This is a genomic window from Streptomyces sp. NPDC001617, assembly GCF_053596855.1.
This window is the reverse complement of record NZ_JBSFHA010000016.1, coordinates 56,388-78,919: the sequence shown is the minus strand read 5'-3', so window position 1 is coordinate 78,919 and position 22,532 is coordinate 56,388. Positions and strand designations below refer to the sequence as shown.

Here is a 22,532-nt window from a genome sequence, read left to right as displayed (position 1 = left end):
AGGAGCGTTCCCATGCCCGAGGGGCAGATCGACGAGCCGGCCTACGACCCGGCCGACGAGCGCACGGACCGGCGGCCGGCGGGCGAGCTGGAGGCCGGCGTACTGGCCGCGCTGTGGGCCGCCGACGGGCCGCTCACGCCCGGCGCCGTCCAGCTGGAGCTCGGCAACGGCCTCGCCCGCACGACCGTCACCACCATTCTCACCCGCCTGCACGCCAAGGGCATGGTGACCCGGGCGCGCTCCGGCCGCGGTTACGCGTACGCCCCTGCCCAGGACTCCCACGGCCTCACCGCGCGCCGTATGCACGCGGAACTGGACAAGGGCGAGGACCGCGGCACCGTCCTCGCCCGCTTCGTCTCCGACCTGAGCCCCGAGGACGAACAGCTCCTGCGCAGCCTGCTGGACGGGGCAGGGGCGGCGGACGAGACGGCGCCCTGACGGACGTGCCGCAACAGGGCCGCTCGCAACGGGAAGACGGTCGCACGGACCCCTCTGCCGGTCACCCCGAGTAGGCTGATCGACAACGGACCGGCGGCCCCTGGAGGAACCCGTGATCTACGCCGTGTGGCTTCCGCTGCTCGTGCCGTTGCTGGCCGTGCCGTCGGCCCGGCGGGGTGCCGAGTTGCTGCCACCCCGGGCCGCCGCCTGGGCCCTGAGCGGCCTCGCACTGGTCCTCGCCGTCGCCAGTACGGCGGCGCTGACGCTGCTCGCGCTCGCCGGGGCCCTGCGGCTGCCCTTGGTCGCGGCGCTCGGTCATCTCTCCCCGCACCCGCTGGGTGACGGCTCCCCCGCCACCGTGCCAGCCGCGATCCTGGCCGGCCTCACGCTGACCGGCGTCGGCGCCCTGCTGCTGCGCCGGACCCGTCGGCACCTGCGCGAACTGCGCGCCGCCCACCGGCAGTTCGGTGACGAGGCAACGGCCGGCGGCCTCTCCGTACGGCACGACGGGCGCCCCGACGCCTACGCCCTGCCCGGTCGACCGGGCCGCATCGTGGTGACCACCGGCATGCTGCGCGCCCTCGACGCGCGCGAGCGCGAGGTGCTCCTCGCCCATGAGCGCGCCCATCTCACCTGCCGCCACCACCTGTTCCTCGCCGCCGTCGAGTTCGCCGCCGCCCTGCACCCGGCACTTCGCGGCCTGCGCGCCCCGCTCTCGTACGCACTGGAGCGCTGGGCCGACGAGGTCGCCGCGCAGGCGACCGGCGACCGCACCCTCACCGCCCGCGCCGTCGGCCGCGCCGCGCTCGCCGCCCACGCGGCCGGCCCCGCACCCCGCCCCCGGCTGTCCCTCACGGCCACCGCGGGCCCGGTCCCCCGCCGCGTCACCGCCCTCCTGAACAAGCCCGCCCCCACCGGCCGTCTGCTCCCCCGCGCCCTGGCCGGTCTGCTCCTCGCCTGCGTGGCCCTGTCGGCCACCGCAGCCCTGGACGCGGCCACCGACCTGCACAACGGCATCGAGATCGCGCAGGGCGAGAGCGGCCACTTCTCCGGCCACGGCGACGGCGACTGACCTCGGCCGGTCCACGACCTCCGCGACGAACACCCCCCACCGCCCGGTGAATTGACGTTTGCCCGGTGCGCCGACCCCCATCACGCCCGCCTGTGTGGCATGCTCCCGTCAATAGGCACGCAGCCCACGGCCGCCCACCGACGCACCCCAGCCGGCCGGGCAGTCGCCGAGCAGGCCGGAATCCCGGCCGCCGCAAAGGAGTTACGCGTGAGAACCACCCCCCACAGATCCATCGCCGCGCGCGCCCTCGCCGTCGCCGCGCTGGCCGCCGTCTCCCTGCTTCCCGTCCACCCGGCGTCAGCCGCACCCGACGCCGCCGCGGCCTGCACACCGACCCAGGCAGTCGCCAACGGCGGCTTCGAGAGCGGTACTTCGTCCTGGACCCAGTCGTCCACGAGCGTGATCACCAGCCGGTCCGGCCAGTCCGCCCACGGCGGCACCAGCTTCGCCTGGCTCGACGGCACCGGCGGCACACACACCGACACGCTCTCGCAGAGCGTGACGATCCCGTCCGGCTGCAGCACCGCCACCCTCTCCTTCTGGCTCCACATCGACACCACCGAGACGACCTCGTCCACCGCCTACGACAAGCTGACGGCGAAGATCGGCAGTACGACGCTGGCGACGTACTCGAACCTCGACAAGGCCACGGGGTACGTGAAGAAGTCGCTGGACGTGTCGTCGTTCGCGGGCCAGACCGTCACGGTGGCCTTCACCGGCACCGAGGACTCCAGCCTCCAGACCAGCTTCGTGCTCGACGACATCGCCCTCGACACCTCCGGCGACACCACTCCGCCGGCGGACTCGACACGGACGCCCGCCGCACCCTCGTACACCGTGAACCTGAGCAGCAACACCGCCGGCACCGTCTGGACCGGCCACGAGAGCGCGACCTTCACCAACGCCTCCTCGACCGCGCTGAGCGAGGTGTACCTGCGGCTGTGGGACAACTACCACGGCACCTGCGACGCCATGCCGATCGCGGTCACCAACGTCAGTGGCGGTACGGCCGGTTCGCTCTCCGTCGGCTGCACGGCCCTCCAGATCACCCTGCCGACACCCCTGACGCAGGGTCAGTCGGCCACGATCGGCTTCGACTTGGGCATCACCGTGCCCAGCGGCGCCGACCGGTTCGGTCATGACGGGGCGTTCAACAACATCGGCAACGCACTGCCGGTCCTCGCGGTCAAGGACGGTTCGGGCTGGCACCTGGACCCGTACACGAACAACGGCGAGTCGTTCTACTCCCTGGCCGCCGACTTCAAGGTGACGCTGGACCACCCGAGTTCACTGCTGGTTCCGGCCACCGGCACCTCGACCGACACCCCCGGCTCCAGCGGGCGCACAGTCACGACGGCCACCGCGTCGAAGGTCCGTGACTTCGCCTGGGCGGCCGGTCCGTTCAGCAAGATCTCCGGCACCTCGACCGCCGGAACGGCCATCAACATCTACTCCGTCTCGGGCATCAGCTCCTCCGACGCCCAGTCGATGCTCAGCACCGCGAAAACGGCGGTCGACGCACACGCCGGCCGCTTCGGGGCCTACCCCTACAGTGAGTTGGACGCGGTCATCGACAACAACTACTGGTTCGGCGGCATGGAGTACCCGGGCTTCGTCCTCGACCTCGTCAGCACCACCGCGCTCACCCACGAGATCGGCCACCAGTGGTGGTACGGCATCGTCGGCGACGACGAGTACAACAGCCCCTGGCTGGACGAGGCGTTCACCGACTACTCCACCGACCTGGCCCTCGGCAAGACCGGCACCAACTGCTGGAGCAGCGTCTCGTGGGCCTCGTCGGCGGAGAAGATCACCAACTCCATGGCCTACTGGGACGCTCACTCGTCCCGGTACTCCACCGTCGTCTACGGCTACGGCAAGTGCGCCCTGCACGATCTGCGACGGCTGATCGGTGACACGGCGATGACCAACTTGCTCAAGAACTACGCGAGTTCGCACTGGTACGGCGTCTCGACCACCGCCGAGTTCAAGGCGGCCGCACAGGCGGCGACCAGCACGGATCTGACGTCCTTCTGGAGTACACACCGTATCGACGGCTGAGCCGAGGGAGGTCAGCTCACCGGGACGAGGAAGGTCAGCACCGAGGCGTCCTCCTCTATCAGCGGGGCGAGCACGGCGTTGAACGGGCCGCCGTACGGAGCCTTCAGGTGCGCCTGGAAGGCGTCCTCGTCCCGGTAGACCTCGTAGATCCAGAAAGCACGTGGATCGGCCTCCTTGGTGAGGACGTCGAAGACGAGGTTGCCCTCCTCCTCGCGCACCTTCTTGGCGTAGTCGAGGATCAGGCGGGCGACCTCGTCCTCCGCTCCCTCGCGGGCGGTGAACTCGGCGAGCAGGGTCTTGGGCATGGTGGCGTGTCCTTCGGGGTCGTCGGGGTCGTCGGGGCCGTCAGGCGTGGTCGGCGGTGGTGAGCGGGGTCAGCTGGTGCTGCCAGGGCGGGTTGGGGCCGGGGACCGAGCAGGTCAGGGCCGCCACCCGGGTGGCGAAGAGGCAGGCGTCCGCGACCTCGTCGATGCGGAGGTCCGTCAGTCGGCCGCCGAGCAGGCCGCGGGTGCCGAGGTGGTGCAGCAGCCCGGCGGTGAAGGAGTCCCCCGCACCCACCGTGTCGACGACATCGACCGGCACGGCGGGCAGTTGTACCCGCTCGCCGTCGAGCGAGGCCAGGACGCCGTCTCCACCTCGGGTGATCACGACGAGCCGTGCGCCGGCCGCGTGCCAGCTGTCGCACGCCTGCTCGGGCGGGGTGCCCGGCAGCAGCAGCTCCAGGTCGTCCTCGCTGAGGCGCAGCACGTCGGCGAGGCCGCACCAGTGGGCCAGCCGGGCCCGGTAGACATCCGGGTGGACGAGCAGGGGCCGGACGTTGGGGTCGATGCTGATCGTCGCCCGGGACGCGGCCTCGGCCAGGAAGTCCTCCACCACCACCGCGCCGGGCTCCTGGACCAGGGCCAGGGAACCGGTGTGCAGACAGGCCGTTTCGGCCAGGTCGACCCGGGCCAGTTCACCGGACGTCCACTGCCAGTCGGCGGTGTTCTGGGCGTGGAAGGAGAACGCGGCCTGGCCCCGTTCGTCCAGCTCCGCCACGGCCAGCGTGCTGGGCTCGGCGGCCCGGACGGCATATGACAGGTCGACCCCGGACTCCTCCAGGTGGGCGCGGAAGAGGCGGCCGAAGACGTCGTCCGACAGGCGTGCGAGGAAGCGGGCCGGGGTGCCGAGCCGGGCCAGGGCGACCGCCGTGTTCGCCGGGCCGCCGCCCGGCAGGACGCGCAGGGCGAGTTCGCCGGAAGCGCTCGCGGGGTCGACGAAGGCGTCCGCGACGCACTCCCCCAGGACGGTGATCTGGCGCGGGCTCATGAGCTGCTCTTCTCTGACGGACGTACGGGCACACCGGCCGCGCGTTGCCGATTTGTGACAAGCACAAGGCATTGACGTTGCCGGGAACCGGAGTCCATCATCCTCGCCATGCAGTGTCAACGATGACATAAGTCAACGATGACATCTCGGGACGGCATCCACCGATGCCGGCCGCGCCGCTCGCAATCCCGCAGGAGTCGTTCATGTCTCGCACCTCTCGTCTGCCCGTTTCCCTCCTCAGAGTCGCCGCGTGCACGGGCGTCGCCGCACTCACGCTGACCGCCTGTGGGTCCGGCTCCGGATCGAGTTCCACCAGCGCCGGTTCGGGCAGCATCAAGGTCGGCCTGATCACCAAGACCGACACCAACCCGTTCTTCGTGAAGATGAAGGAGGGCGCCGAGAAGGCCGCCAAGGCGGACGGTGCCCAACTGGTCACCGCCGCCGGCAAGTTCGACGGCGACAACGCCGGTCAGGTGACCGCGATCGAGAACATGGTCGCCTCCGGTGTGAAGGGCATCCTGATCACCCCGAGCGACTCCAAGGCCATCGTGCCCGCGATCGCCAAGGCCCGCGCCAAGGGCGTCCTGGTCATCGCCCTGGACACGCCGACCGAGCCGCAGAGCGCGGTCGACGCCCTCTTCGCCACGAACAACCTCAACGCCGGCAAGCTGATCGGCCAGTACGCCAAGGCCGCGATGAAGGGCAAGACGGCGAAGATAGCCACCCTCGACCTGGCGCCGGGCGTCTCGGTGGGCGTGCAGCGGCACAACGGCTTCCTGCAGGGCTTCGGCGCCACCGACAAGGACGTCGCCTGCGCCCAGGACACCGGCGGTGACCAGGCCAAGGGCCAGACGGCGATGGAGAACTGCCTGCAGAAGGCGCCCGGCATCAACCTCGTCTACACGATCAACGAGCCGGCCGCGCTGGGCGCGTACACCGCGCTCAAGGCCAAGGGCCGGGAGAAGGACGTCCTGATCGTCTCCGTCGACGGCGGCTGCACCGGCACCCAGGCGGTCAAGGACGGCAAGATCGCCGCCACGTCGCAGCAGTACCCGCTGAAGATGGCCTCCCAGGGCGTCCAGGCCGTCGTGGACTACGCCAAGGGCGGCAAGAAGGCGTCCGGCTACACCGACACCGGCGTCAACCTGATCACCGACAAGGCGCAGGCCGGGGTCACGTCGAAGGACACCGCGTTCGGCCTGCAGAACTGCTGGGGCTAAGCCGCCGCCGTGTCCGTACGACAGTCTTCCGACAAGGACTTCGCATGACAGCCACGACCACGCCACCGGGCACCTCGTCGCCGTACGCCGAGCTGAAGGCGCCCGGCGTGGCCCGCCGACTGCTCACGGCACCGACCACGGGTCCGCTGGCCGCTCTCCTTCTGGCCTGCGCCTTCTTCTCCCTCTCGACCGACCAGTTCCTGACCGGCGGCAACTTCTCGCTGATCGTGCAGCAGGTCATGGTGGTGGGCACGCTCGCCATCGGGCAGACGCTGATCATCCTCACCGCGGGCATCGACCTGTCCTGCGGTGCCGTGATGGCCTTCGGCAGCATCATGATCGCCAAGATGGCGGCGCAGGGCACCCTGCCGCCGCTGCTCGCCATCGCCCTGGGCATCGCCGTGTGCGGGGGCTTCGGGCTGGTCAACGGGCTGCTGGTGCAGAAGATCCCGCTGCCGCCGTTCATCGTCACGCTCGGCATGCTGAACGTGGCGTTCGCGCTGACCCACATCTACTCCGCGGAGCAGACGGTCACCAACCTGCCCGGCCCGCTGACGGCCCTCGGGGAGACCTTCCCGCTCGGGCACACCGACATCACCTACGGCTCCCTCGTCACCATCGCCCTGTTCCTCCTGCTCGCCTACGCGCTGAGCAACACCGGCTGGGGCCGGCACGTCTACGCGCTGGGCAACAGCCAGGAGGCCGCGCGCCTCAACGGCATCCGCACCTCCCGGCTGACCATCGGCATCTACACCGTCGCGGGCCTGCTCTACGGCATCGCCGCCCTGCTGCTCATCTCCCGCACCGGAGTGGGCGACCCGCAGGCCGGCCAGACCGACAACCTCGACAGCATCACCGCCGTGGTACTGGGCGGCACCAGCCTCTTCGGCGGGCGCGGTTCGGTACTGGGCACCTTCATCGGTGTCCTCATCGTCGGTGTGTTCCGCAACGGGCTCCAGCTGATGGGCGTCGCCTCGATCTACCAGACGCTGATCACCGGCGTCCTGGTGATCCTCGCGGTGACCGTCGACCAGATCTCCCGGAAGAAGGCCCGATGACCGCCACCTCCACCCCGACGCCCGTGCTGCAGGCCCGTGGTCTGGTCAAGCGGTACGGCCATGTCACCGCCATCGACGGCGCCGACTTCGACCTGCTGCCGGGCGAGGTCCTGGCCGTGATCGGAGACAACGGCGCCGGCAAGACCAGTCTGATCAAGGCGCTGACCGGCGCGGTGATCCCCGACGCGGGCGAGATCCGCCTGAACGGGAAGCCGATCACCTTCTCCGGTCCGCAGAGCGCCCGTGCCCACGGCATCGAAACCGTGTACCAGGATCTCGCCGTGGCCGCCTCCATGGACATCGCCTCCAACATGTTCCTGGGGCGCGAGCTGCGCCGGCCCGGTGTTCTCGGCAGTGCCTTCCGGATGCTGGACAAGAAGCGGATGCGCCAGGAAGCGGCCGAGCACATGGCCGACCTCAAGATCGGTCTGCGCTCGCTGACGCAGTCGGTGGAGACGCTCTCCGGCGGGCAGCGGCAGGCCGTCGCGGTGGCCCGTGCCGTCGCCTGGGCGAACAGCGTCGTCGTCATGGACGAGCCGACCGCCGCCCTCGGTGTGAAGGAGTCCGGTCAGGTCCTGGACCTGATCCGGCGCGTCCGGGACAAGGGCATGCCGGTGGTGCTGATCAGCCACAACATGCCGCACGTCTTCGAGATCGCGGACCGCATCCACGTCCACCGGCTGGGCAGGCGGGCCGCCGTGATCAAGCCCTCCGACTACTCGATGGCGGAGGTCGTCGCCATCATGACCGGGGCGCTCACCGTCGACGAGGCCGGAGGTACTGTCGTAGCCGATTCCGAGGCGGCGAAGGCCGCGGGAGTCCAGGCCAACTGACAACACACTCACAGGTTCCGGCCGAGGCCGCGGCCGGATCCGACGAGCACAGGAGACCGTTTCCTCCATGGCAGCCAGCCGCCGCCCGACCCTGGCCGACGTCGCCCGCGAGGTCGGTGTCAGCGCCAAGACCGTCTCCCGTGTCCTCAACGAGGACGGCCCCGCCTCCGCGGAGACCAGGAAGCAGGTCCTGGCGGCCGTCGCCAAACTGGGCTTCCAGCCGAACCTGATGGCCCGCAACATCCGCGTCGGCGGGCCCGACACCACGATCGGGCTCGTCATCCCCGATCTGGCCAACCCGTTCTTCGGGGCCGTGGCCAGGAGCATCGAGGACACGGTGCGCGACCGCGGGCTGACCCTGCTGATGGGCTCCTCCGCGGACGATCCCGACCGAGAGCGCGCGCTGACGGACAAGTTCCTCGCCCGCCGGGTCAGCGTCCTGATGGTCGTGCCGTCGGTGGGCGCCGACCACTCCCACCTCAAGACCCACCGCACCAGGGGCCTGCCCGTCGTCTTCCTCGACCGCCCCGGCGTGGGCCTGTCCACGGACAGCGTGGTGAGCTCCAACCGCACCGGCTCCCGCGAGGGCGTCGCCCACCTCGTCGCCCACGGACACCGGCGCATCGGCTTCGTCGGCGACCTGCCCGTCAGGCTCTACACCCGCCGCGAGCGACTGGCCGGCTACCGCGAGGCCCTGCAGGAAGCGGGCCTGCCCGTCGACCGCGCCCTGGTCGCCAACGCCCATGACCAGCAAGCGGCTTCGGCCACGACGGCCCAGCTCCTCGCTCTGCCGGACCCGCCGACCGCGCTCTTCGCCGGGAACAACATCGTCGCGCTGGGGATAGTCAGCGAACTCGCCCGCAGCAAACGCAAGGACGTCGCGGTCGTCGCCTTCGACGACGTGGAGCTGGCCGAGGCCCTCGAACCGGCCCTGACCGTCGTCGCCCAGGACCCCGAGGAGATCGGCCGCGCCGCGGCGGCCACGGCCCTGTCCCGCCTGGACGGCGACCGCACCCGGGCCCGTACGGTGACGGTGCCGACGCGGCTGATCGTGCGGGGCTCGGGAGAGCAACTGCTGGGCGGGGATGACACCTGACACTTCGTCTGACGACTGGGTGACCGGCCTCGCCCGCTCTCCTCACACCATCGCGGCGAACGCGTCGTACGCCCGCTGGTCGAAGAGCACGAACCTGACCTCCTCGACCGACGTGTCGGCTGCCCGCACCGTCTCCACGGCGATGCGGGCCCCGTCGTCCATGGGCCACCCGTAGATGCCGGTGGAGACGGCGGGGAAGGCGACGGTACGGGCGCCCAGCTCGTCGGCGATCCGCAGGGACTCCCGGTAGCAGGAGGTCAGCAGCCCGGAACGGTCGTCGGACCCCGACCAGACCGGACCGACCGTGTGGATCACCCACCGCGCGTCCAGCTTCCCGGCGGTCGTGGCGACCGCCTGGCCCGTGGGCAGGCCCTTGCCGTACTTCGAGGCGCGGAGCCTGCGGCAGTCCTGCAGGATCTCCGGGCCGCCACGGCGGTGGATGGCGCCGTCGACGCCACCGCCGCCGAGCAGCGAGGAGTTCGCCGCGTTGACGATGGCGTCGACGGACTGCTGGGTGATGTCGCCCTGGACGAGCGTGATGCCGGTCATGAATGCCTCTATACCAGCCACTCCCGTCCCGGGCGCGTCGATCACCGGGCGACGGGCAGCGACCGCGGTCCGTGGATCGCCGACCGCGACAGCGCCAGGTCTCCGGAAGCGCCGTGAGCCGCAGTCCGGGCGGCCGGTCGAAGAGGGCGGACAGGCCGATCTGGAGCTCGGCGCGGGCGAGGGACCGGCCGACGCACCGGTGCGGCCCGCGGCCGAAGGCCAGGTGACCTGCGCTCATGTCCCGGCCGATGTCGAATGTGTCGGGGTCCTCGTAGACCGCCGGGTCCCGGTCGGCCGCCTGGAGCGCCACGCCCCCACCCTCCCCGGCCCGGATGCGCACGCCGCCCACCTCGACGTCCTCGGTAGCGATGCGCATCCCGGACTGGCCACGGTGAGATACCGCAGCAACTCCTCGCCGGCGTCCGGCCACAGGACGGGGTCGGCCCGCAGGGAGGCGAGCTGCTCGGGGGGCGCAGGAGGGCCATGACCGCCGGCGGGAACATGTTCGCCGTCGTCTCGTGGCCCGCGATCAGCAGCAGGGCCGCGGCCCCGACCGCCTCCTCAACCGTGATCTCGCCGGTGCCCGGACGAGAAGCGCGAGGTCGGAAAGGCGCACGGCAGATCCGGAGTCGAAGCGGGAGACCTTGGATCGGCGCTAGGCCTGCTGTCGCAGCCGCCGCCAGACGGCCTTCGCCGCGTTGTGCCCCGACATGCCGTGCACGCCCGGGCCCGGCGGGGTGGCCGACGAGCAGAGGAAGACGGCCGGGTGCGGGGTGCTGTACGGGGTCAGGGAGAGCTTGGGGCGCAGCAGGACCTGGAGTCCGCTGACCGCGCCGGAGGCGATGTCGCCGCCGACGTAGTTGGCGTTGCGGGCGGCGAGCTCGGCCGGCCCCGCGGTGGCACGGGCGAGGACGCGGTCGCGGAACCCCGGTGCGAAGCGCTCCAGTTGACGCTCCATGACATCCGTGAGGTCGCCCGTCCAGCCGCTCGGGACATGGGCGTAGGCCCAGAAGACCTGCTTGCCCTCGGGGGCGCGGGTGGGGTCGACGATCGAGGGCTGGACCGTGATCATGAACGGCCGGTCGGGCGCGCGGCCCTCACGGGAGGCCGCGCGCAGGGCGGCGCCGATCTCCGCGCTGTCCGCGCCGATCTGCACGGTGGTGGCGGCGCGGGCCTCCTCGGCGGTCCACGGCACCGGGCCGTCGAGCGCGTAGTCGACCTTGAAGACTCCTGGGCCGTACTTGTACTTCTCGTAGGAGCGCCCGAAGCCGGCGATCCGGGCCAGGGCGGTGGGCGAGGTGTCGAAGACGTAGGCGCGGGCAGGCGGCAGATCGTCGAGGCGCTTGACCTCGTAGTCGGTGTGGACCAGGCCGCCGAGGTCCTTCAGATACGCGGTCAGCGCGTCGGAGATGGACTGGGAGCCGCCGCGGGCCACGGGCCAGCCGCGCGCGTGGGCGGCGAGGGCGAAGACGAGGCCGACGGCGCCGGTGGCGAATCCGCCGAGCGGGGCCATCACATGCGCGACCAGACCGGAGAAGAGGGTCTTGGCGCGCTCCTCGTGGAAGCGGCGGGTCAGCCAGGTCGACGGGGGCAGACCGACCAGGCCGAAGCGGGCCAGGGTGACCGGGTCGCGCGGGAGCGCGGTGAGCGGCAGGGACATGAAGTCACGGGCGAGGGTGTCCCACTTGGGCAGGAACGGCTCGACCAGCCTGCGGTACGCGCCCGCGTCCCGGGGGCCGAAGGAGGCTGCCGTCTCGGCGACCGAGCGGGCCAGCACGGCCGCGGTGCCGTCGGGGAAGGGGTGGGCCATGGGCAGCTCGGAGTGCAGCCACTCGAGGCCGTACCGCTGGAGGGGCAGGGCGCGGAAGGCCGGGGAGTTGATGCCGAGGGGGTGGGCCGCGGAGCACGGGTCGTGCAGGAAGCCGGGGAGGGTGAGCTCTTCGGTGCGGGCTCCTCCGCCGACGGTGTCGCGGGCTTCGAAGACGGCGACGGAGAAGTTGCGCCGCGCCAGCTCGACGGCGGCCGTCAGTCCGTTTGGTCCCGCGCCCACGACGACTGCATCGAGCATCGACGGCACCCCTTCGTCAGTCGACGGCCAGTGGGGATCAGGATATGCCGGGGGTCCGACAGTCCAGGGGCCGGGGAAGGACGTTCGCCCAAGGAACCGGGCCCAGCGGTTGTACACGACTGCAGGTCGTGGGGTGATTCGCGCCCACGGGGCGGAACCGCATATCGATGCAGCCCCGCACCCCTGAGTGGGTCACCGCGCCCTTTGCGGAGAAGTCCCACCACTCACTGCAGAAGTCCCACCACCCTGCGCGCCGTCACCTCGTCTCGGGCCGCCGTGAAGGGGAGGGCGTTACCGCCGGTTATGCGGAAGGGTTCTCCCGCGGCCGTCAGGTGGGTGCCGCCGGCCTCCTCGACCAGGAGGATGCCGGCCGCGTGGTCCCAGGCGGCCTCCCAGGAGAAGGCGGTCGCGTCCAACTCGCCGCGGGCGACGGCGAGATACTCCAGGCCTGCCGAGCCGCAGGCGCGGGGGGCGACGCCATCGGTCCACAGGCCGAGCAGGGCGCGCTTCTGGTCGTCCGTCGTGTAGTCGGGGTGCGAGGTGGCCACTTCCAGGTCGCGGCCGGGGGTGGGCGAGCCGGCGAACAGGCGCTCGCCGTCGAGGCGGGCGCCCTGGCCCCTGATGGCGGTGGCCAGCTGGTCGCGGGCCGGGGCGTAGGTCCAGGAGGCGAGCAGCACTCCTCGGTGGGCGAGCGCGACCAGCGTGCAGAAGCCGGGCTCGCCGCGCACGAACTGGCGGGTGCCGTCGACCGGGTCGACGATCCAGACCGGGGCGTCGCCCTGTATCGCCTCGTACGTCGCCGGGTCGGCGTGCACCGCCTCCTCGCCGACCACGACCGACCCGGGCAGGAGGGCACCGAGTGCCTCGGTGAGGTACCGCTCGGCCAGCCGGTCGGCGTCGGTCACCAGGTCATGGGGTCCGGCCTTCTGGTCCACCTCGTGTGCGGCGAGCCGGCGGAAGCGGGGCATGATCTCGGCCGCGGCGGCCTTGCGGACCGCCTCCTCCACGTCGGCCGAGCGGCGGGCGAGAAACTCGTCGATGGTTTCCGTTTCTTCGATCATGCCTCCATGAGAGCACGCACCACTGACAATCCCCACCCGCCCGATGGACTCCCGGTGGAATCGGCATGAACTCGCGGTGCGGCGACAACGGTCCCGCTTCGTCCTCAGCGGCCGACCGCGTATCCCTGCATGCCCCTCGGGTTCGCCGCCGCCGACAGCACTCCGGTGCGTGGGTCCCGGGCGACCGCGCACAGGCGGCCCTCCGACCAGGGGTCGCCGATGGTCACGTCGTGGCCGCGGCGGCGCAGCTCCGCCACGACGGCCGGGTCCGTGCGGGACTCCAACGTGATGCTGCCCGGCCGCATCCCGCGTGGGTAGAAGGAGCCCGGGAAGCTGTCGTTGTGCCAGTTCGGGGCGTCGATCGCGCCCTGGAGGTCGAGGCCGCCGCGGGTGCGGGCGCTCAGGGCGACGGCGAGGAAGAAGTGCAGCTGCCACTGGTCCTGCTGGTCGCCGCCGGGCGTGCCGAACGCCAGCACCGGGACGCCGTCGCGCAGGGCGATGGAGGGGGTCAGGGTGGTCCGGGGACGGCGGCCGGGGGTGAGAGAGTTCGGCAGGCCCTCCTCCAGCCAGGTCATCTGCAGCCGGGTGCCGAGCGGGAAGCCGAGCTCGGGTACGACGGGGTTGGACTGGAGCCAGCCGCCGCTGGGAGTGGCGGCGACCATGTTGCCCCAGCGGTCGACGACGTCCAGGTGGCAGGTGTCGCCACGGGTGGCACCGTCGGCCCGGACGTCGGGGTCGGCGCCACGCGCGCGTGGGTGACTGGCGGGCTCCGGCCGACCGGCACGCACGCGTGGGTCGTCGATGGTCTCCGGCTCACCCGGCACCGCCGAGGCCGCCCGCTCGGCCACCGTCGGCTCACCCACGCCCAGGGGGTTGAACCCGGGGTCGTCGGTGGCGACCACGTGCGCGTGCGCGCTGAGTCGTGGTGTGCGCCCCCCGGGGCTGCCGGGCCGCAGTTCGTGTGCCGCCCTGTCGGAGATGAGGCTGCGGCGGCCCGCGTTGTAGTCCGCCGAGAGCAGTTCCGTGAGCGGAACCTCGGCGGCGTCGCCGTACCAGGCCTCGCGGTCGGCCATGGCGAGCTTGCAGCCCTCGATGAGCAGATGGACGTAGTCGGCGGAGCCGTACGCGGGCAGCTCGGGCGGGAGCAGGGCCAGCTGCTGGAGCAGGACCGGGCCCTGGCTCCAGGGGCCGGCCTTGCACAGGGTCCAGCCGTTCCAGTCGTACGTCGCCGGGGCCTCGTAGGTCGCGGACCAGCCGGTGAGGTCGGCGGCCGTGAGGGTGCCGGTGTGGCGCTCGCCGCTGGTGTCCATGGTGGGGCGCCCGGACTGTCGTAGCAGGGCCTCGGCGACGAAGCCGGAGCGCCACACCTCGCGCGCGGCCTCGATCTGCGCGACCCGGTCCCCGGCTCCCTCCACCTCGGCGAGCAGTCGCCTCCAGGTGGCGGCCAGGGCGGGGTTGCGGAACAGCTCGCCCGGCTGCGGTGCCCTGCCACCCGGCAGGTACACCTCCGCCGAGGACGTCCACTCCGTCTCGAACAGCTGCCGTACCGCCTCGACGGTCGCGCCGACGTTCTCCACGGGCGCGTGTCCGTCCTCGGCGTACCCGATGGCGTACCCGAGGACGTCGGCGAGGGACTTGGTGCCGTGGTCCCGCAGCAGGAGCATCCAGGCGTCGAACGCGCCCGGCACGGCGGCGGCGAGCGGCCCGGTGCCGGGGACGAGGTCCAGGCCGAGTCCCTGGTAGTGGGCGACCGTCGCCCCGGCCGGCGCGACGCCCTGTCCGCACAGCACCCGCACCTCGCCACCCGCCGGCGCGAGCAGGATCGGCACCTCGCCGGCGGGCCCGTTGAGGTGCGGCTCGACGACGTGCAGCACGAACGCCCCCGCCACGGCCGCGTCGTACGCGTTGCCGCCGGCCTCCAGTACGGCCATCGCCGACTGCGAGGCGAGCCAGTGGGTGGAGGAGACCATGCCGAACGTGCCCTGCAGGGTCGGCCGGGTCGTGAACCGCATCTCTCACCTCGCTGCTCGGGCGCCTCGGTGGGTCCGATGCGATCACACCTCACCGCCGATCACAACCACGCCGAAGCGCGGCCGCCGCAGCGCGGCCCGGACAGGGATCTACGAAGATTTTGCGAACTCGCAAAGCCCCCTTGAACCGGCCTCCACCTGCACCAAGTCCCCTTTGTCCGGTCCAACGCGCGCCCGGTAATCCCGAGTTCACCTCGGTTCCCTTCCTCCGGGTCTACGCGCGTGGTGTCATGCCCACGCTCACCACCCCCCACGTGGGCATCAACTCGACTAGGAGTCACGCATGTTGTGGAAGGTCTTCGGGCGTGCGGGTGTCGCTCTGGCGGCCGGAGCGACGGTGGTCGCCACCGCCGTTCCCGCGAACGCCGCGAGCTATTCCGCTTTCGCCTTCTCGCTCAGCAGCAGCGAGCCCACGATCTACGACTTCATCAACTCGGCCACCACGTCGCTCGACATGACGATGTACGAGCTCGAGGACACCACCGCCGTCAACGACCTGATAGCCCTGGAGGACGACGGCGTCACGGTGCGGGTGGTCCTCGACCGCCAGCACAAGACCGCCAACAACGCGGCGTACACCGCGCTGACGAACGCGGGTGTGGGGGTGGTGTGGTCGTCGTCCAGCTTCGTCTACACGCACCAGAAGACGATCACCGTCGACGCCACCAAGTCGCTGGTCCTCACCGGCAACCTCACCTCGCAGTACTACGCGACCGGCCGCGACTACGGTGTCTTCACCGACGACACCCGTGATGTCGCCGCCATCGAGAAGGTCTTCAACGCGGACTACGCGGGGACGTCGATCACCCCCACCGACGGCGACCATCTGCTCTGGTCCCCGACCGACTCCCGCAGCCGGCTGCTGTCCGTGATCAACGGGGCGACGGAGACACTGGACGTCGAGGAGTTGGAGTTCAGCGACAGCACGGTGGTCGATGCGATCGCGGCGAGAGCGGAGGCGGGGGTGACGGTGCGGGTGGTGCTGGAGACGCCGGGGGACTACTCCAGCGAGGTGTCCGAGATCGAGGACGCGGGTGGCACGGTCGTCGGGTACTCCGACCCGGACGGGTTCTACATCCACGCGAAGGCCATGGTCGCCGACTATGGGCTGTCCACTCAGAAGGTGGAAGCCGGGTCCATGAACATCAGCAGCAACTCCCTGTCCAACAACAGGGAGTTGGGGATCATCCTGACCGGGACGGGGGTGGCTCAGTCGGTGGCGACCACCGTCGAGAGCACGTTCAACAGCGACTACTCGGGTGGTACGGCAGCGTAGGTCGTCGGCTGACGGTCGGCGGGAGTGCGCCTGCCGACGGTGAGCAGGTGTCCGCTTGCGCCCAGGAGCGTGGGCTCGGACTCGGTGCGGCGGGTTGCTGCCAGGACGGCCTCCCGTCGCTCCGGGTCGTCCAGCCAGTCCTCGATTCCGCCCATCAGCCAGGCCAGGCCCTCCAGGCCGTACTGGCCCTCGACCGTGAGGCCGGCGTCGGTGAACTCCCCGGGTACCTCTGTCGGTTGGGCGAAGTAGGCGGTGGTGAAGAGGCCGCCCTCGCCGTTGTGGCGGCCGTGGGTGCTGACCGTGTCCGTGCGGAGGCGTTGGGCGGGGTCGAAGTAGCGTTCCTCGCGGAGCAGGTCGTGCAGGCCCGCGTAGCGGTTGATGGTGGCCGCGATCACCGGGCCACCGGGGCGGACGACTCGGTGCGCCTGGGTCAACGCCCTTACTCGGTCGGTCCGTTCGGGGAGGTGGTAGAGGGGGCCGAGCAGCAGTACGGCGTCGTAGGAGGCGTCCTCCTCGGACAGCGCGCGGGCGTCTCCGCACCTGGCCTTCACGCCGGGGAGTCGGCCGGCCAGCTCCACGTGCAGGGGTACGGCGTCGACCAGGTCCACCTCGTAGCCGTCCCGGGCCAGCCACTCCGCGTGGACGCCGCTGCCGCCGCCGACGTCCAGTACGCGCGCGGGCGCGGCGGGCAGAAGCCGGCGCAGTACGTCCTGTGTGCGCCAGTACTCCAGCCTTCCGGCGGGGGCGCCGCCCTGTCTGAGGCGGGCGTCCTCCTTGCCCCGGTTGTAGTAGGCGAGGATCTCCTCGGGGACGGCCGGGGACTGGGAGCGTGTCGTCTCGGTCATCACCACAGAGTGGTGATCCGCGCGTCCGTCCCGCAACGGATTATGCGGTGCGCGGCACCACCAGCCCCGACTCGTAGGCGAACACGACCAGTTGGGCCCGGTCGCGCGCACCGAGTTTGGTCATCGCCCGGCTGATGTGCGTCTTCGCGGTGAACGGGCTGATCACCATGTGCGCGGCGATCTCCTCGTTGGTCAGGCCGCGGGCCGCCAGCGCCGTCACCTCGCGTTCGCGGCGGGTCAGGCCGTCCAGGCCGGGGGCCGTCGCGCGGTCGGGAGGGCGGGAGACGAACTCACCGATGAGGGTGCGGGTGATCGACGGGGAGAGCAGGGCCTCACCGCGGGCCACGATCTGGATGCCCTGGAGGAGGTCGGCCGGTTCGGTGTCCTTGAGGAGGAAGCCACTGGCGCCCGCGCGCAGCGCCTCGAAGACGTACTCGTCGAGGCCGTAGTTGGTGAGGATCACCACGCGTACCGACGCCAGGGCGGGGTCCGCCGCGATCCGGCGGGTCGCCTCTATGCCGGTCATCACCGGCATCTGCACGTCGATGAGCGCGATGTCGGGGACCTGCGCGCGCACCAGGGCGAGGCCCTGTTCGCCGTCCGCCGCCTCGCCGACCACCTCGATACCGTCCTCGGCGTCCAGCAGCGCCCTGAAGCCGGCCCGCATCAACGCCTGGTCGTCGACGAGCGCGACCCTGATCACGCCGTCTCCCCCAACGGCAGTCTGGCCAGCACCGCGAAGCCGCCCTCCGCTCGTGGAGCCGCCTCCAGGGTGCCGCCGAGCGCCGTGACCCGCTCGCGCATGCCGGTGAGACCTACGCCCGGGGCGGGCGGGCTTGCCGGGTCGGCGGTGCCGTCGTCCTCGACGTGGATCGTCAAGTCGTCTGCTCCGTAGGCGAGTTGGACGTTCACCTTGGCCGGTCCTGCGTGGCGGGCCGCGTTGGTCAGGGACTCCTGGACGATGCGGTAGACGGCGCGGTCGACCGTGGCCGTGAGAGGCCGTTCCTCGCCGGTCACCGTGAGCTCGGCGGTGAGGCCCGCCGCGCAGGCCCGCTCGACCAGCAGCGCGGGCGTGCCGGTCGGTTCGTCGTCGGAGCGCAGCACCTCCAGAGTGGAGCGCAGTTCGCGCATCGCCTCGCCGCTCGCGTCCTGGATGGCGAGCAGTGCGGGCGGTATCTCCTCGCCGCGCTTGCGGGCGAGATGAACCGCGACTCCGGCCTGGAGCTTGACGATGGAGATGCTGTGGGTGAGGGAGTCGTGCAACTCCCGCGCTATACGCAGCCGTTCCTCGCCGGCCCGACGCAGGGCCGCCTCCTCCTTGGCCCGCTCCGCCTCCAGCGCGCGCTGCTCGGTCTGGCGCAGATACGCCTGCCAGTTGCGGTCGGCCTGTCCCGCGACCACGGCGGTCAGGAACCAGCCCGCGAGCAGCGCGGTCCGCTCGACCACGGCGTGACTCGTCGGGCCGGTCGCGAGATACGCGGCCAGGAAGACGCCGCTCGCCGCGGCCCCAAGGCCCCGGTGTCCCGCGCCGGCCGCCGTCGCCACGGCGACGAAGACGGTCAGGGCGGAGAGCGGGCCCGGGTGCGCGTGCAGCACATAGGCAGCGCCGCTCGCCGTGGTGACGGCCAGCACCTCGAGCGGGCTCGAACGGTGGAACGCCAGTGCCGCCGAACCGAGCGCGACGAACGCGTAGTCGAGGGCCGTCGTGTCCTGGGCGAAGGCGACCGTGGTCACGGCGAGAACGCCGACGACCACCGCGAGGGCCGCGTCGGCGAGTCTCGTACGTGCGTCGAATCGCCCACTCATACGGGCACAGTAGACGCCGCCACCGACAACGGCGTCAGCCCTGTGGACTGCTCCTGGACTACTCCCCACGGAGTACTGCGCGTCTCCCCCGGCCCCGCCGTCGTACCCCCAACTGCCTCCGCCCGTACGACGCCCCGGTCCGGCCCGGACGCGCATGCTGCTGCCCATGTCCACATCGTTCCGGCACACACAGCCTCCGTCGGCCAGGTCCGCAACCGGCCGGGTCGCCGAGGTCTACGAGCAGATCGCCGTCGACTTCGGCATCAAGCGGCCACCCACCTTCGTGGTCCTGTCCTCCGCTCCCGAACTCCTCGCCTCCACCTGGGCGTTGATGCGCGAGTCGCTCATCGCCGGCCCCGGCAGCCGCACCGGCAAGGAGCTGGCGGCGCTCGGGGTCTCCCTCGCGAACAAGTGCCCGTTCTGCGTGGACGCGCACACCATGCTGCTGCACGCCACCGGCGATCACGCCCTGGCCGAGCGGCTGGCCCGCGGCGACGACCCGGAGCACGACGAGCACACGCGCGTGCTCGACTGGGGCCTCGCCAGCCGCACCCCGGGGGCCGCCCTGCGGCCGTACCCCTTCCCGGAGGAGCACGCGCCCGGCTACCTGGGCACCGCCCTCGCCTTCCACTTCATCAACCGCATCGTCTCGGCCCTGCTCACCGAACAGCTCCTGCCGGGCGGCGCCCAGCGCTTCCGGGCGGTGCGCTCGCTCGCGGGCCGCTCCCTGGGCCGTATCGTCCGCCGGACCACCGAGCCCGGAGCCTCCCTGCCCCTGCTCGACACCCTCGGCCCCGGCCCGCACTGGGCCCTCGGAACGCCGATCGCCCCCGCCTACGCGGCCCTGCGGGCGGCGGCCCAGGCGGGCGCCGGCCTCCTCGACCCGGGCGAGCGAGCCCTCGTGCACCACGCCCTGCGGGAGTGGGACGGCTCGCACCCGTCGGCCGTCCTGCGCGACTTCCCGCCCCGGCGCGAGCGGCCCGGCGCACGGCTGGCGCTGCTGGCCGCCCTGGCGCCGTACCGCATCACGGACGAGGATGTGGCCGCCTGGCACATGCCCTGGCACAACGACGAGCAGCTGGTCCGACTCATCGCCTACGGGGCCTTCCTGGCCGTGGACCGCATCGAGAGCGCCCTGGCCCTGCCTCTCGCCGAGGAGGCCGCTTCAATCCGACGCGGGCCTTGATGCCGGGCGGCCGAATGGTGTTCGAGTGCTCGCGCTCCGCCGGGGCCCCTCGCTCCACTCCCGTCCACACTCGGGAGATTCTGGACAGATGCGCAAATGTCACCATCGATCCACTCGACAATCTCTGGCTCGTCACCGCGAAACGCCCATGTCGAACCCAGGTCGCCCATGGGCCTCAGTGACCGCCCGAGCACGGAGCGAGTTGGAACTTCCGTCTCACAGGGAGTCATGTGAGACTGGCGCCCCGTCCGCAGTGCGGACTCCATCCGCACACCGTCCCCCACCGAGAAGTGTGCCCGTGCGCGAACTTCCTCTGCCGGTCGCCCTGACCGCGCGTCTGTCCCCCGTCGTCGTGCTCGCCGCGGTGGGCTGGGCACTGTCGTCCAGCCCCGCGACACCGGCCGACGAGAACAACTCGGCGCAGAAGAAGGGCACTTCGTCGCCCTCGGCACCGTCGACGTCGGCCGTGACCAAGTCGTACGCCGCCTCCCCCGCACCCTGCGGCAGCGTGTCCGTGGCGACGATCAAGTCGCTGGTCCCGGGGGCCAAGACGGCGGGCAAGGAGATCCGGTCGACGGACTCCAAGCTGCGCCGGACCTGCTCCTGGAACGCGCTCAAGGGGTACGACTACCGCTGGCTCGATGTCTCCTTCGAGGTCATGGACTCGGACGAAGCGGCACAGAAGGAGTACAAGGACCGGCTCACGGAGAAGAGCGGCGGAGGGGACGTTCCGGGCCTGGGTGACGCGGGCTACTCCGTCGTGAACCTCACCACCGAGGACAAGCAGCAGACCCGCGAGGGTGTCGTCATCTCGCGCGTGTCCAACGTTCTGGTGGTCATCACCTACAACGGCAGCGACTTCGAGTCCAAGAAGGCACCCAGCACGGACGTGATCAACAAGGGTGCGATCAAGGCGGCGAAGGACGCGGTGACAGCGCTGAAGGGCAGCCAGTAGGAACCGGCTGCCCTTCGAGGACCCGCAAACCCGAGGCTCGGGCTCAGACCTCCAGGCGGTCCTTTCCGCGCAGCAGCATCAGGGCCAGGTAGAGCACCATCGAGGTGCCGAGGCCGACCGCCCAGCCGTAGTCCGCGAGGGACTTCAGGAACGGGATGGGCCGTCCGTCGATCAGCGGCTTGAAGCTCGCTCCGCCGACCGCCAGCACACCGCCGACGACGAAGGCCACCACGGCCCGCCAGTTCCAGCCGCCCTCGTACCAGTAGCGGCCGCCCGTGCGGTACAGGTCGACGAGGTCGAGCTTGCCGCGGCGCAGGATCCAGTAGTCGGCGATGAGGATGCCGGCGACCGTGCCGAGCAGACCGCCGACCAGGCCGAGCCAGGTGAAGATGTAGCCCTGCGGGTCGGAGTACAGCTTCCACGGGAAGATCAGCACACCGATGACGCAGGTGGCGAGGGCTCCGGCCCGGAAACTGACCTTCCGGGGCGCGATGTTGGAGAAGTCGAAGGCCGGCGAGACCAGGTTGGCCGCGATGTTCACGGAGAGGGTCGCGACCAGCACGGTCACCAGGGCGAACAGCAGACCGAAGACGTTGTCCGTCTTGGCGGCGAGCTGTACCGGGTCCCAGACGGCCTCGCCGTACACCTTCTGCGAACCGGAGGTGACCAGCACCGACAGCAGCGCGAACAGCGTCATGGTGGTCGGCAGACCGAGGGCCTGGCCCCGCGTCTGGGCCTTCTGGCTCTTGCCGTAGCGGGTGAAGTCGGGGATGTTCAGCGACAGCGTGGACCAGAAGCCGATCATGCCCATCAGGGACGGCCAGAACAGCTTCCAGAAGTCGCCGCCCCAGCCGAGCTTGGAGGGCTGGTCGAGCAGGGGGCCGAAGCCGCCGGCCTTGTTGCTCATCCAGATCAGCATCACGATCGCGCCGACGATGACGAACGGCGCCGCCCAGTTCTCGAAGCGGCGGATCGTCTCCATGCCCCGGTAGATGATGGCGACCTGGAGCACCCAGAAGAGCGCGAACGACAGCCACATCGTCCAGGCGTACCCGCCGACCTTCCCGGCGTCGGACCAGCCGTTGCCGATCAGCTTCCCGGCGAGGAAGTAGATCGCCTCACCGCCGATCCAGGTCTGGATGCCGAACCAGCCGCACGCCACCAACGCCCGTACGACGGCGGGGAGGTTGGCACCGCGCACGCCGAACGACGCACGCGCGAAGACCGGGAAGGGGATGCCGTACTTCGGACCCGCGTGCCCGGTGAGCAGCATCGGGATCAGCACGATCACATTGGCCAGGGCGATGGTGAGCACCGCCTGCTTCCAGTCCATGCCGACGGCGATCAGACCGGAGGCCAGGGTCCAGGAGGCCGTGTTGTGGGCCATGCCGACCCACAGTGCGGAGAAGTTGTACGTGGTCCAGGTGCGCTTCTCGACCGGGACCGGGAGCAGGTCCTCGTTCGCGTACGGACCGCTGGGCATGGGGGACCCCGGCGCGATCTCCACGCGACCGTCGTCGAGGGTTACTTGGGCTGTCGGCGGTATGGCCGTGGGAGCGGTGTCGGTCATGGGCAGGCCAATCAATGAGGGGTGGGTCCGGAAAGGCCGTGCGGGTCTCCGGCCCCCTCCCCGGGGACGGCCGGGGAGGGGAGAACAGGAGTGGGGGGAT

Annotated in this window: 20 protein-coding genes and 1 pseudogene; 10 read left to right on the top strand and 11 right to left on the bottom strand. The window is 71.2% G+C overall.

Annotated elements, in window-relative coordinates:
- Positions 1-12: 12 nt before the first annotated feature.
- The 3 genes from ACWC09_RS15115 to ACWC09_RS15105 all read left to right on the top strand — a co-directional run bounded on the left by ACWC09_RS15115 (position 13) and on the right by ACWC09_RS15105 (position 3,571).
- Complete coding sequence (locus ACWC09_RS15115) at positions 13-438, top strand: BlaI/MecI/CopY family transcriptional regulator (protein ID WP_450850972.1); 426 nt, start codon at positions 13-15, stop codon at positions 436-438.
- A gap of 112 nt (positions 439-550) precedes the next feature.
- Complete coding sequence (locus tag ACWC09_RS15110; RefSeq protein ID WP_450850971.1) at positions 551-1,510, top strand: M56 family metallopeptidase; 960 nt, start codon at positions 551-553, stop codon at positions 1,508-1,510.
- A gap of 207 nt (positions 1,511-1,717) precedes the next feature.
- Entirely contained in the window at positions 1,718-3,571 is a 1,854-nt protein-coding gene (locus ACWC09_RS15105; protein WP_450850970.1) for a M1 family aminopeptidase, read from the top strand.
- Positions 3,572-3,582: 11 nt separating this feature from the next.
- Here the strand turns inward: ACWC09_RS15105 and ACWC09_RS15100 are convergent, their stop codons facing one another.
- Positions 3,583-3,876 carry a putative quinol monooxygenase gene (locus ACWC09_RS15100; RefSeq protein ID WP_450850969.1) on the bottom strand — a complete coding sequence of 98 codons (294 nt, stop codon included), beginning with the start codon at positions 3,874-3,876 and terminating at the stop codon, positions 3,583-3,585.
- A 40-nt stretch (positions 3,877-3,916) separates the two neighbouring features.
- Positions 3,917-4,879, bottom strand: coding sequence for a carbohydrate kinase family protein (locus ACWC09_RS15095; protein ID WP_450850968.1), 963 nt, complete (start codon positions 4,877-4,879; stop codon positions 3,917-3,919).
- A 203-nt stretch (positions 4,880-5,082) separates the two neighbouring features.
- On the opposite strand from ACWC09_RS15095, the gene ACWC09_RS15090 reads away from it, so the two are divergent.
- From ACWC09_RS15090 to ACWC09_RS15075, 4 genes are all read left to right on the top strand, one after another.
- Positions 5,083-6,099 (top strand): substrate-binding domain-containing protein, encoded by a 1,017-nt coding sequence (locus ACWC09_RS15090; protein ID WP_450850967.1) that lies wholly within the window; start codon positions 5,083-5,085, stop codon positions 6,097-6,099.
- A gap of 44 nt (positions 6,100-6,143) precedes the next feature.
- Entirely contained in the window at positions 6,144-7,157 is a 1,014-nt protein-coding gene (locus ACWC09_RS15085; protein ID WP_450850966.1) for an ABC transporter permease, read from the top strand.
- Positions 7,154-7,990: an ATP-binding cassette domain-containing protein gene (locus tag ACWC09_RS15080; RefSeq protein ID WP_450850965.1), complete on the top strand. Its 837-nt coding sequence runs from the start codon at positions 7,154-7,156 to the stop codon at positions 7,988-7,990. The genes ACWC09_RS15085 and ACWC09_RS15080 overlap by 4 nt, the downstream gene beginning before the upstream one ends.
- A 67-nt stretch (positions 7,991-8,057) precedes the next feature.
- Positions 8,058-9,086 (top strand): LacI family DNA-binding transcriptional regulator, encoded by a 1,029-nt coding sequence (locus ACWC09_RS15075; RefSeq protein ID WP_450850964.1) that lies wholly within the window; start codon positions 8,058-8,060, stop codon positions 9,084-9,086.
- 42 nt (positions 9,087-9,128) lie between these two features.
- Here the strand turns inward: ACWC09_RS15075 and ACWC09_RS15070 are convergent, their stop codons facing one another.
- From ACWC09_RS15070 to ACWC09_RS15050, 5 genes and pseudogenes are all read right to left on the bottom strand, one after another.
- Positions 9,129-9,635: an O-acetyl-ADP-ribose deacetylase gene (locus ACWC09_RS15070; RefSeq protein WP_450850963.1), complete on the bottom strand. Its 507-nt coding sequence runs from the start codon at positions 9,633-9,635 to the stop codon at positions 9,129-9,131.
- Between the two features lie 199 nt (positions 9,636-9,834).
- Positions 9,835-10,011: pseudogene (locus ACWC09_RS15065) on the bottom strand (cytochrome P450); the annotation flags it as partial.
- 279 nt (positions 10,012-10,290) lie between these two features.
- On the bottom strand, positions 10,291-11,703 hold the full coding sequence (locus ACWC09_RS15060; RefSeq protein ID WP_450850962.1) for a phytoene desaturase family protein: 1,413 nt from the start codon (positions 11,701-11,703) through the stop codon (positions 10,291-10,293).
- Positions 11,704-11,927: 224 nt separating this feature from the next.
- Positions 11,928-12,764: an inositol monophosphatase family protein gene (locus ACWC09_RS15055; RefSeq protein WP_450850961.1), complete on the bottom strand. Its 837-nt coding sequence runs from the start codon at positions 12,762-12,764 to the stop codon at positions 11,928-11,930.
- A gap of 104 nt (positions 12,765-12,868) precedes the next feature.
- On the bottom strand, positions 12,869-14,776 hold the full coding sequence (locus ACWC09_RS15050; protein ID WP_450850960.1) for a gamma-glutamyltransferase family protein: 1,908 nt from the start codon (positions 14,774-14,776) through the stop codon (positions 12,869-12,871).
- A gap of 301 nt (positions 14,777-15,077) precedes the next feature.
- Between ACWC09_RS15050 and ACWC09_RS15045 the strand changes: the two genes are divergently transcribed.
- A complete protein-coding gene (locus tag ACWC09_RS15045; protein WP_450850959.1) occupies positions 15,078-16,070 on the top strand; it encodes a phospholipase D-like domain-containing protein in 993 nt (330 codons plus the stop codon).
- Here the strand turns inward: ACWC09_RS15045 and ACWC09_RS15040 are convergent.
- Genes ACWC09_RS15040 through ACWC09_RS15030 form a run of 3 tightly spaced genes read right to left on the bottom strand, consistent with a single transcriptional unit; the run spans position 16,046 to position 18,721 of the window.
- Entirely contained in the window at positions 16,046-16,915 is an 870-nt protein-coding gene (locus ACWC09_RS15040) for a class I SAM-dependent methyltransferase (protein WP_450850958.1), read from the bottom strand. The two genes, ACWC09_RS15045 and ACWC09_RS15040, sit on opposite strands and share 25 nt — an antisense overlap.
- A 40-nt stretch (positions 16,916-16,955) precedes the next feature.
- Positions 16,956-17,618, bottom strand: coding sequence for a response regulator (locus ACWC09_RS15035; RefSeq protein WP_450850957.1), 663 nt, complete (start codon positions 17,616-17,618; stop codon positions 16,956-16,958).
- Positions 17,615-18,721 (bottom strand): sensor histidine kinase, encoded by a 1,107-nt coding sequence (locus tag ACWC09_RS15030; RefSeq protein ID WP_450850956.1) that lies wholly within the window; start codon positions 18,719-18,721, stop codon positions 17,615-17,617. Before ACWC09_RS15030 ends, ACWC09_RS15035 begins: the two co-directional genes overlap by 4 nt.
- 166 nt (positions 18,722-18,887) lie before the next feature.
- On the opposite strand from ACWC09_RS15030, the gene ACWC09_RS15025 reads away from it, so the two are divergent.
- Positions 18,888-19,907 carry a carboxymuconolactone decarboxylase family protein gene (locus ACWC09_RS15025; RefSeq protein ID WP_450850955.1) on the top strand — a complete coding sequence of 340 codons (1,020 nt, stop codon included), beginning with the start codon at positions 18,888-18,890 and terminating at the stop codon, positions 19,905-19,907.
- 298 nt (positions 19,908-20,205) lie between these two features.
- Positions 20,206-20,862: a hypothetical protein gene (locus ACWC09_RS15020; protein ID WP_450850954.1), complete on the top strand. Its 657-nt coding sequence runs from the start codon at positions 20,206-20,208 to the stop codon at positions 20,860-20,862.
- 43 nt (positions 20,863-20,905) lie between these two features.
- Here ACWC09_RS15020 and ACWC09_RS15015 read toward each other — a convergent pair whose 3' ends face one another.
- Complete coding sequence (locus ACWC09_RS15015; RefSeq protein ID WP_450850953.1) at positions 20,906-22,432, bottom strand: NCS1 family nucleobase:cation symporter-1; 1,527 nt, start codon at positions 22,430-22,432, stop codon at positions 20,906-20,908.
- Positions 22,433-22,532: the final 100 nt, after the last annotated feature.

Bases quoted from the DNA above. Each gene is read 5' to 3' on its own strand.
- ACWC09_RS15045 (WP_450850959.1), top strand. From the start codon at position 15,078: ATGTTGTGGAAGGTCTTCGGGCGTGCGGGTGTCGCTCTGGCGGCCGGA.
- ACWC09_RS15115 (WP_450850972.1), top strand. From the start codon at position 13: ATGCCCGAGGGGCAGATCGACGAGCCGGCCTACGACCCGGCCGACGAG.
- ACWC09_RS15070 (WP_450850963.1), bottom strand. From the start codon at position 9,635: ATGACCGGCATCACGCTCGTCCAGGGCGACATCACCCAGCAGTCCGTC.
- ACWC09_RS15090 (WP_450850967.1), top strand. From the start codon at position 5,083: ATGTCTCGCACCTCTCGTCTGCCCGTTTCCCTCCTCAGAGTCGCCGCG.
- ACWC09_RS15075 (WP_450850964.1), top strand. From the start codon at position 8,058: ATGGCAGCCAGCCGCCGCCCGACCCTGGCCGACGTCGCCCGCGAGGTC.
- ACWC09_RS15015 (WP_450850953.1), bottom strand. From the start codon at position 22,432: ATGACCGACACCGCTCCCACGGCCATACCGCCGACAGCCCAAGTAACC.
- ACWC09_RS15100 (WP_450850969.1), bottom strand. From the start codon at position 3,876: ATGCCCAAGACCCTGCTCGCCGAGTTCACCGCCCGCGAGGGAGCGGAG.
- ACWC09_RS15040 (WP_450850958.1), bottom strand. From the start codon at position 16,915: ATGACCGAGACGACACGCTCCCAGTCCCCGGCCGTCCCCGAGGAGATC.
- ACWC09_RS15085 (WP_450850966.1), top strand. From the start codon at position 6,144: ATGACAGCCACGACCACGCCACCGGGCACCTCGTCGCCGTACGCCGAG.
- ACWC09_RS15030 (WP_450850956.1), bottom strand. From the start codon at position 18,721: ATGAGTGGGCGATTCGACGCACGTACGAGACTCGCCGACGCGGCCCTC.
- ACWC09_RS15050 (WP_450850960.1), bottom strand. From the start codon at position 14,776: ATGCGGTTCACGACCCGGCCGACCCTGCAGGGCACGTTCGGCATGGTC.
- ACWC09_RS15055 (WP_450850961.1), bottom strand. From the start codon at position 12,764: ATGATCGAAGAAACGGAAACCATCGACGAGTTTCTCGCCCGCCGCTCG.
- ACWC09_RS15080 (WP_450850965.1), top strand. From the start codon at position 7,154: ATGACCGCCACCTCCACCCCGACGCCCGTGCTGCAGGCCCGTGGTCTG.
- ACWC09_RS15025 (WP_450850955.1), top strand. From the start codon at position 18,888: ATGTCCACATCGTTCCGGCACACACAGCCTCCGTCGGCCAGGTCCGCA.
- ACWC09_RS15095 (WP_450850968.1), bottom strand. From the start codon at position 4,879: ATGAGCCCGCGCCAGATCACCGTCCTGGGGGAGTGCGTCGCGGACGCC.
- ACWC09_RS15060 (WP_450850962.1), bottom strand. From the start codon at position 11,703: ATGCTCGATGCAGTCGTCGTGGGCGCGGGACCAAACGGACTGACGGCC.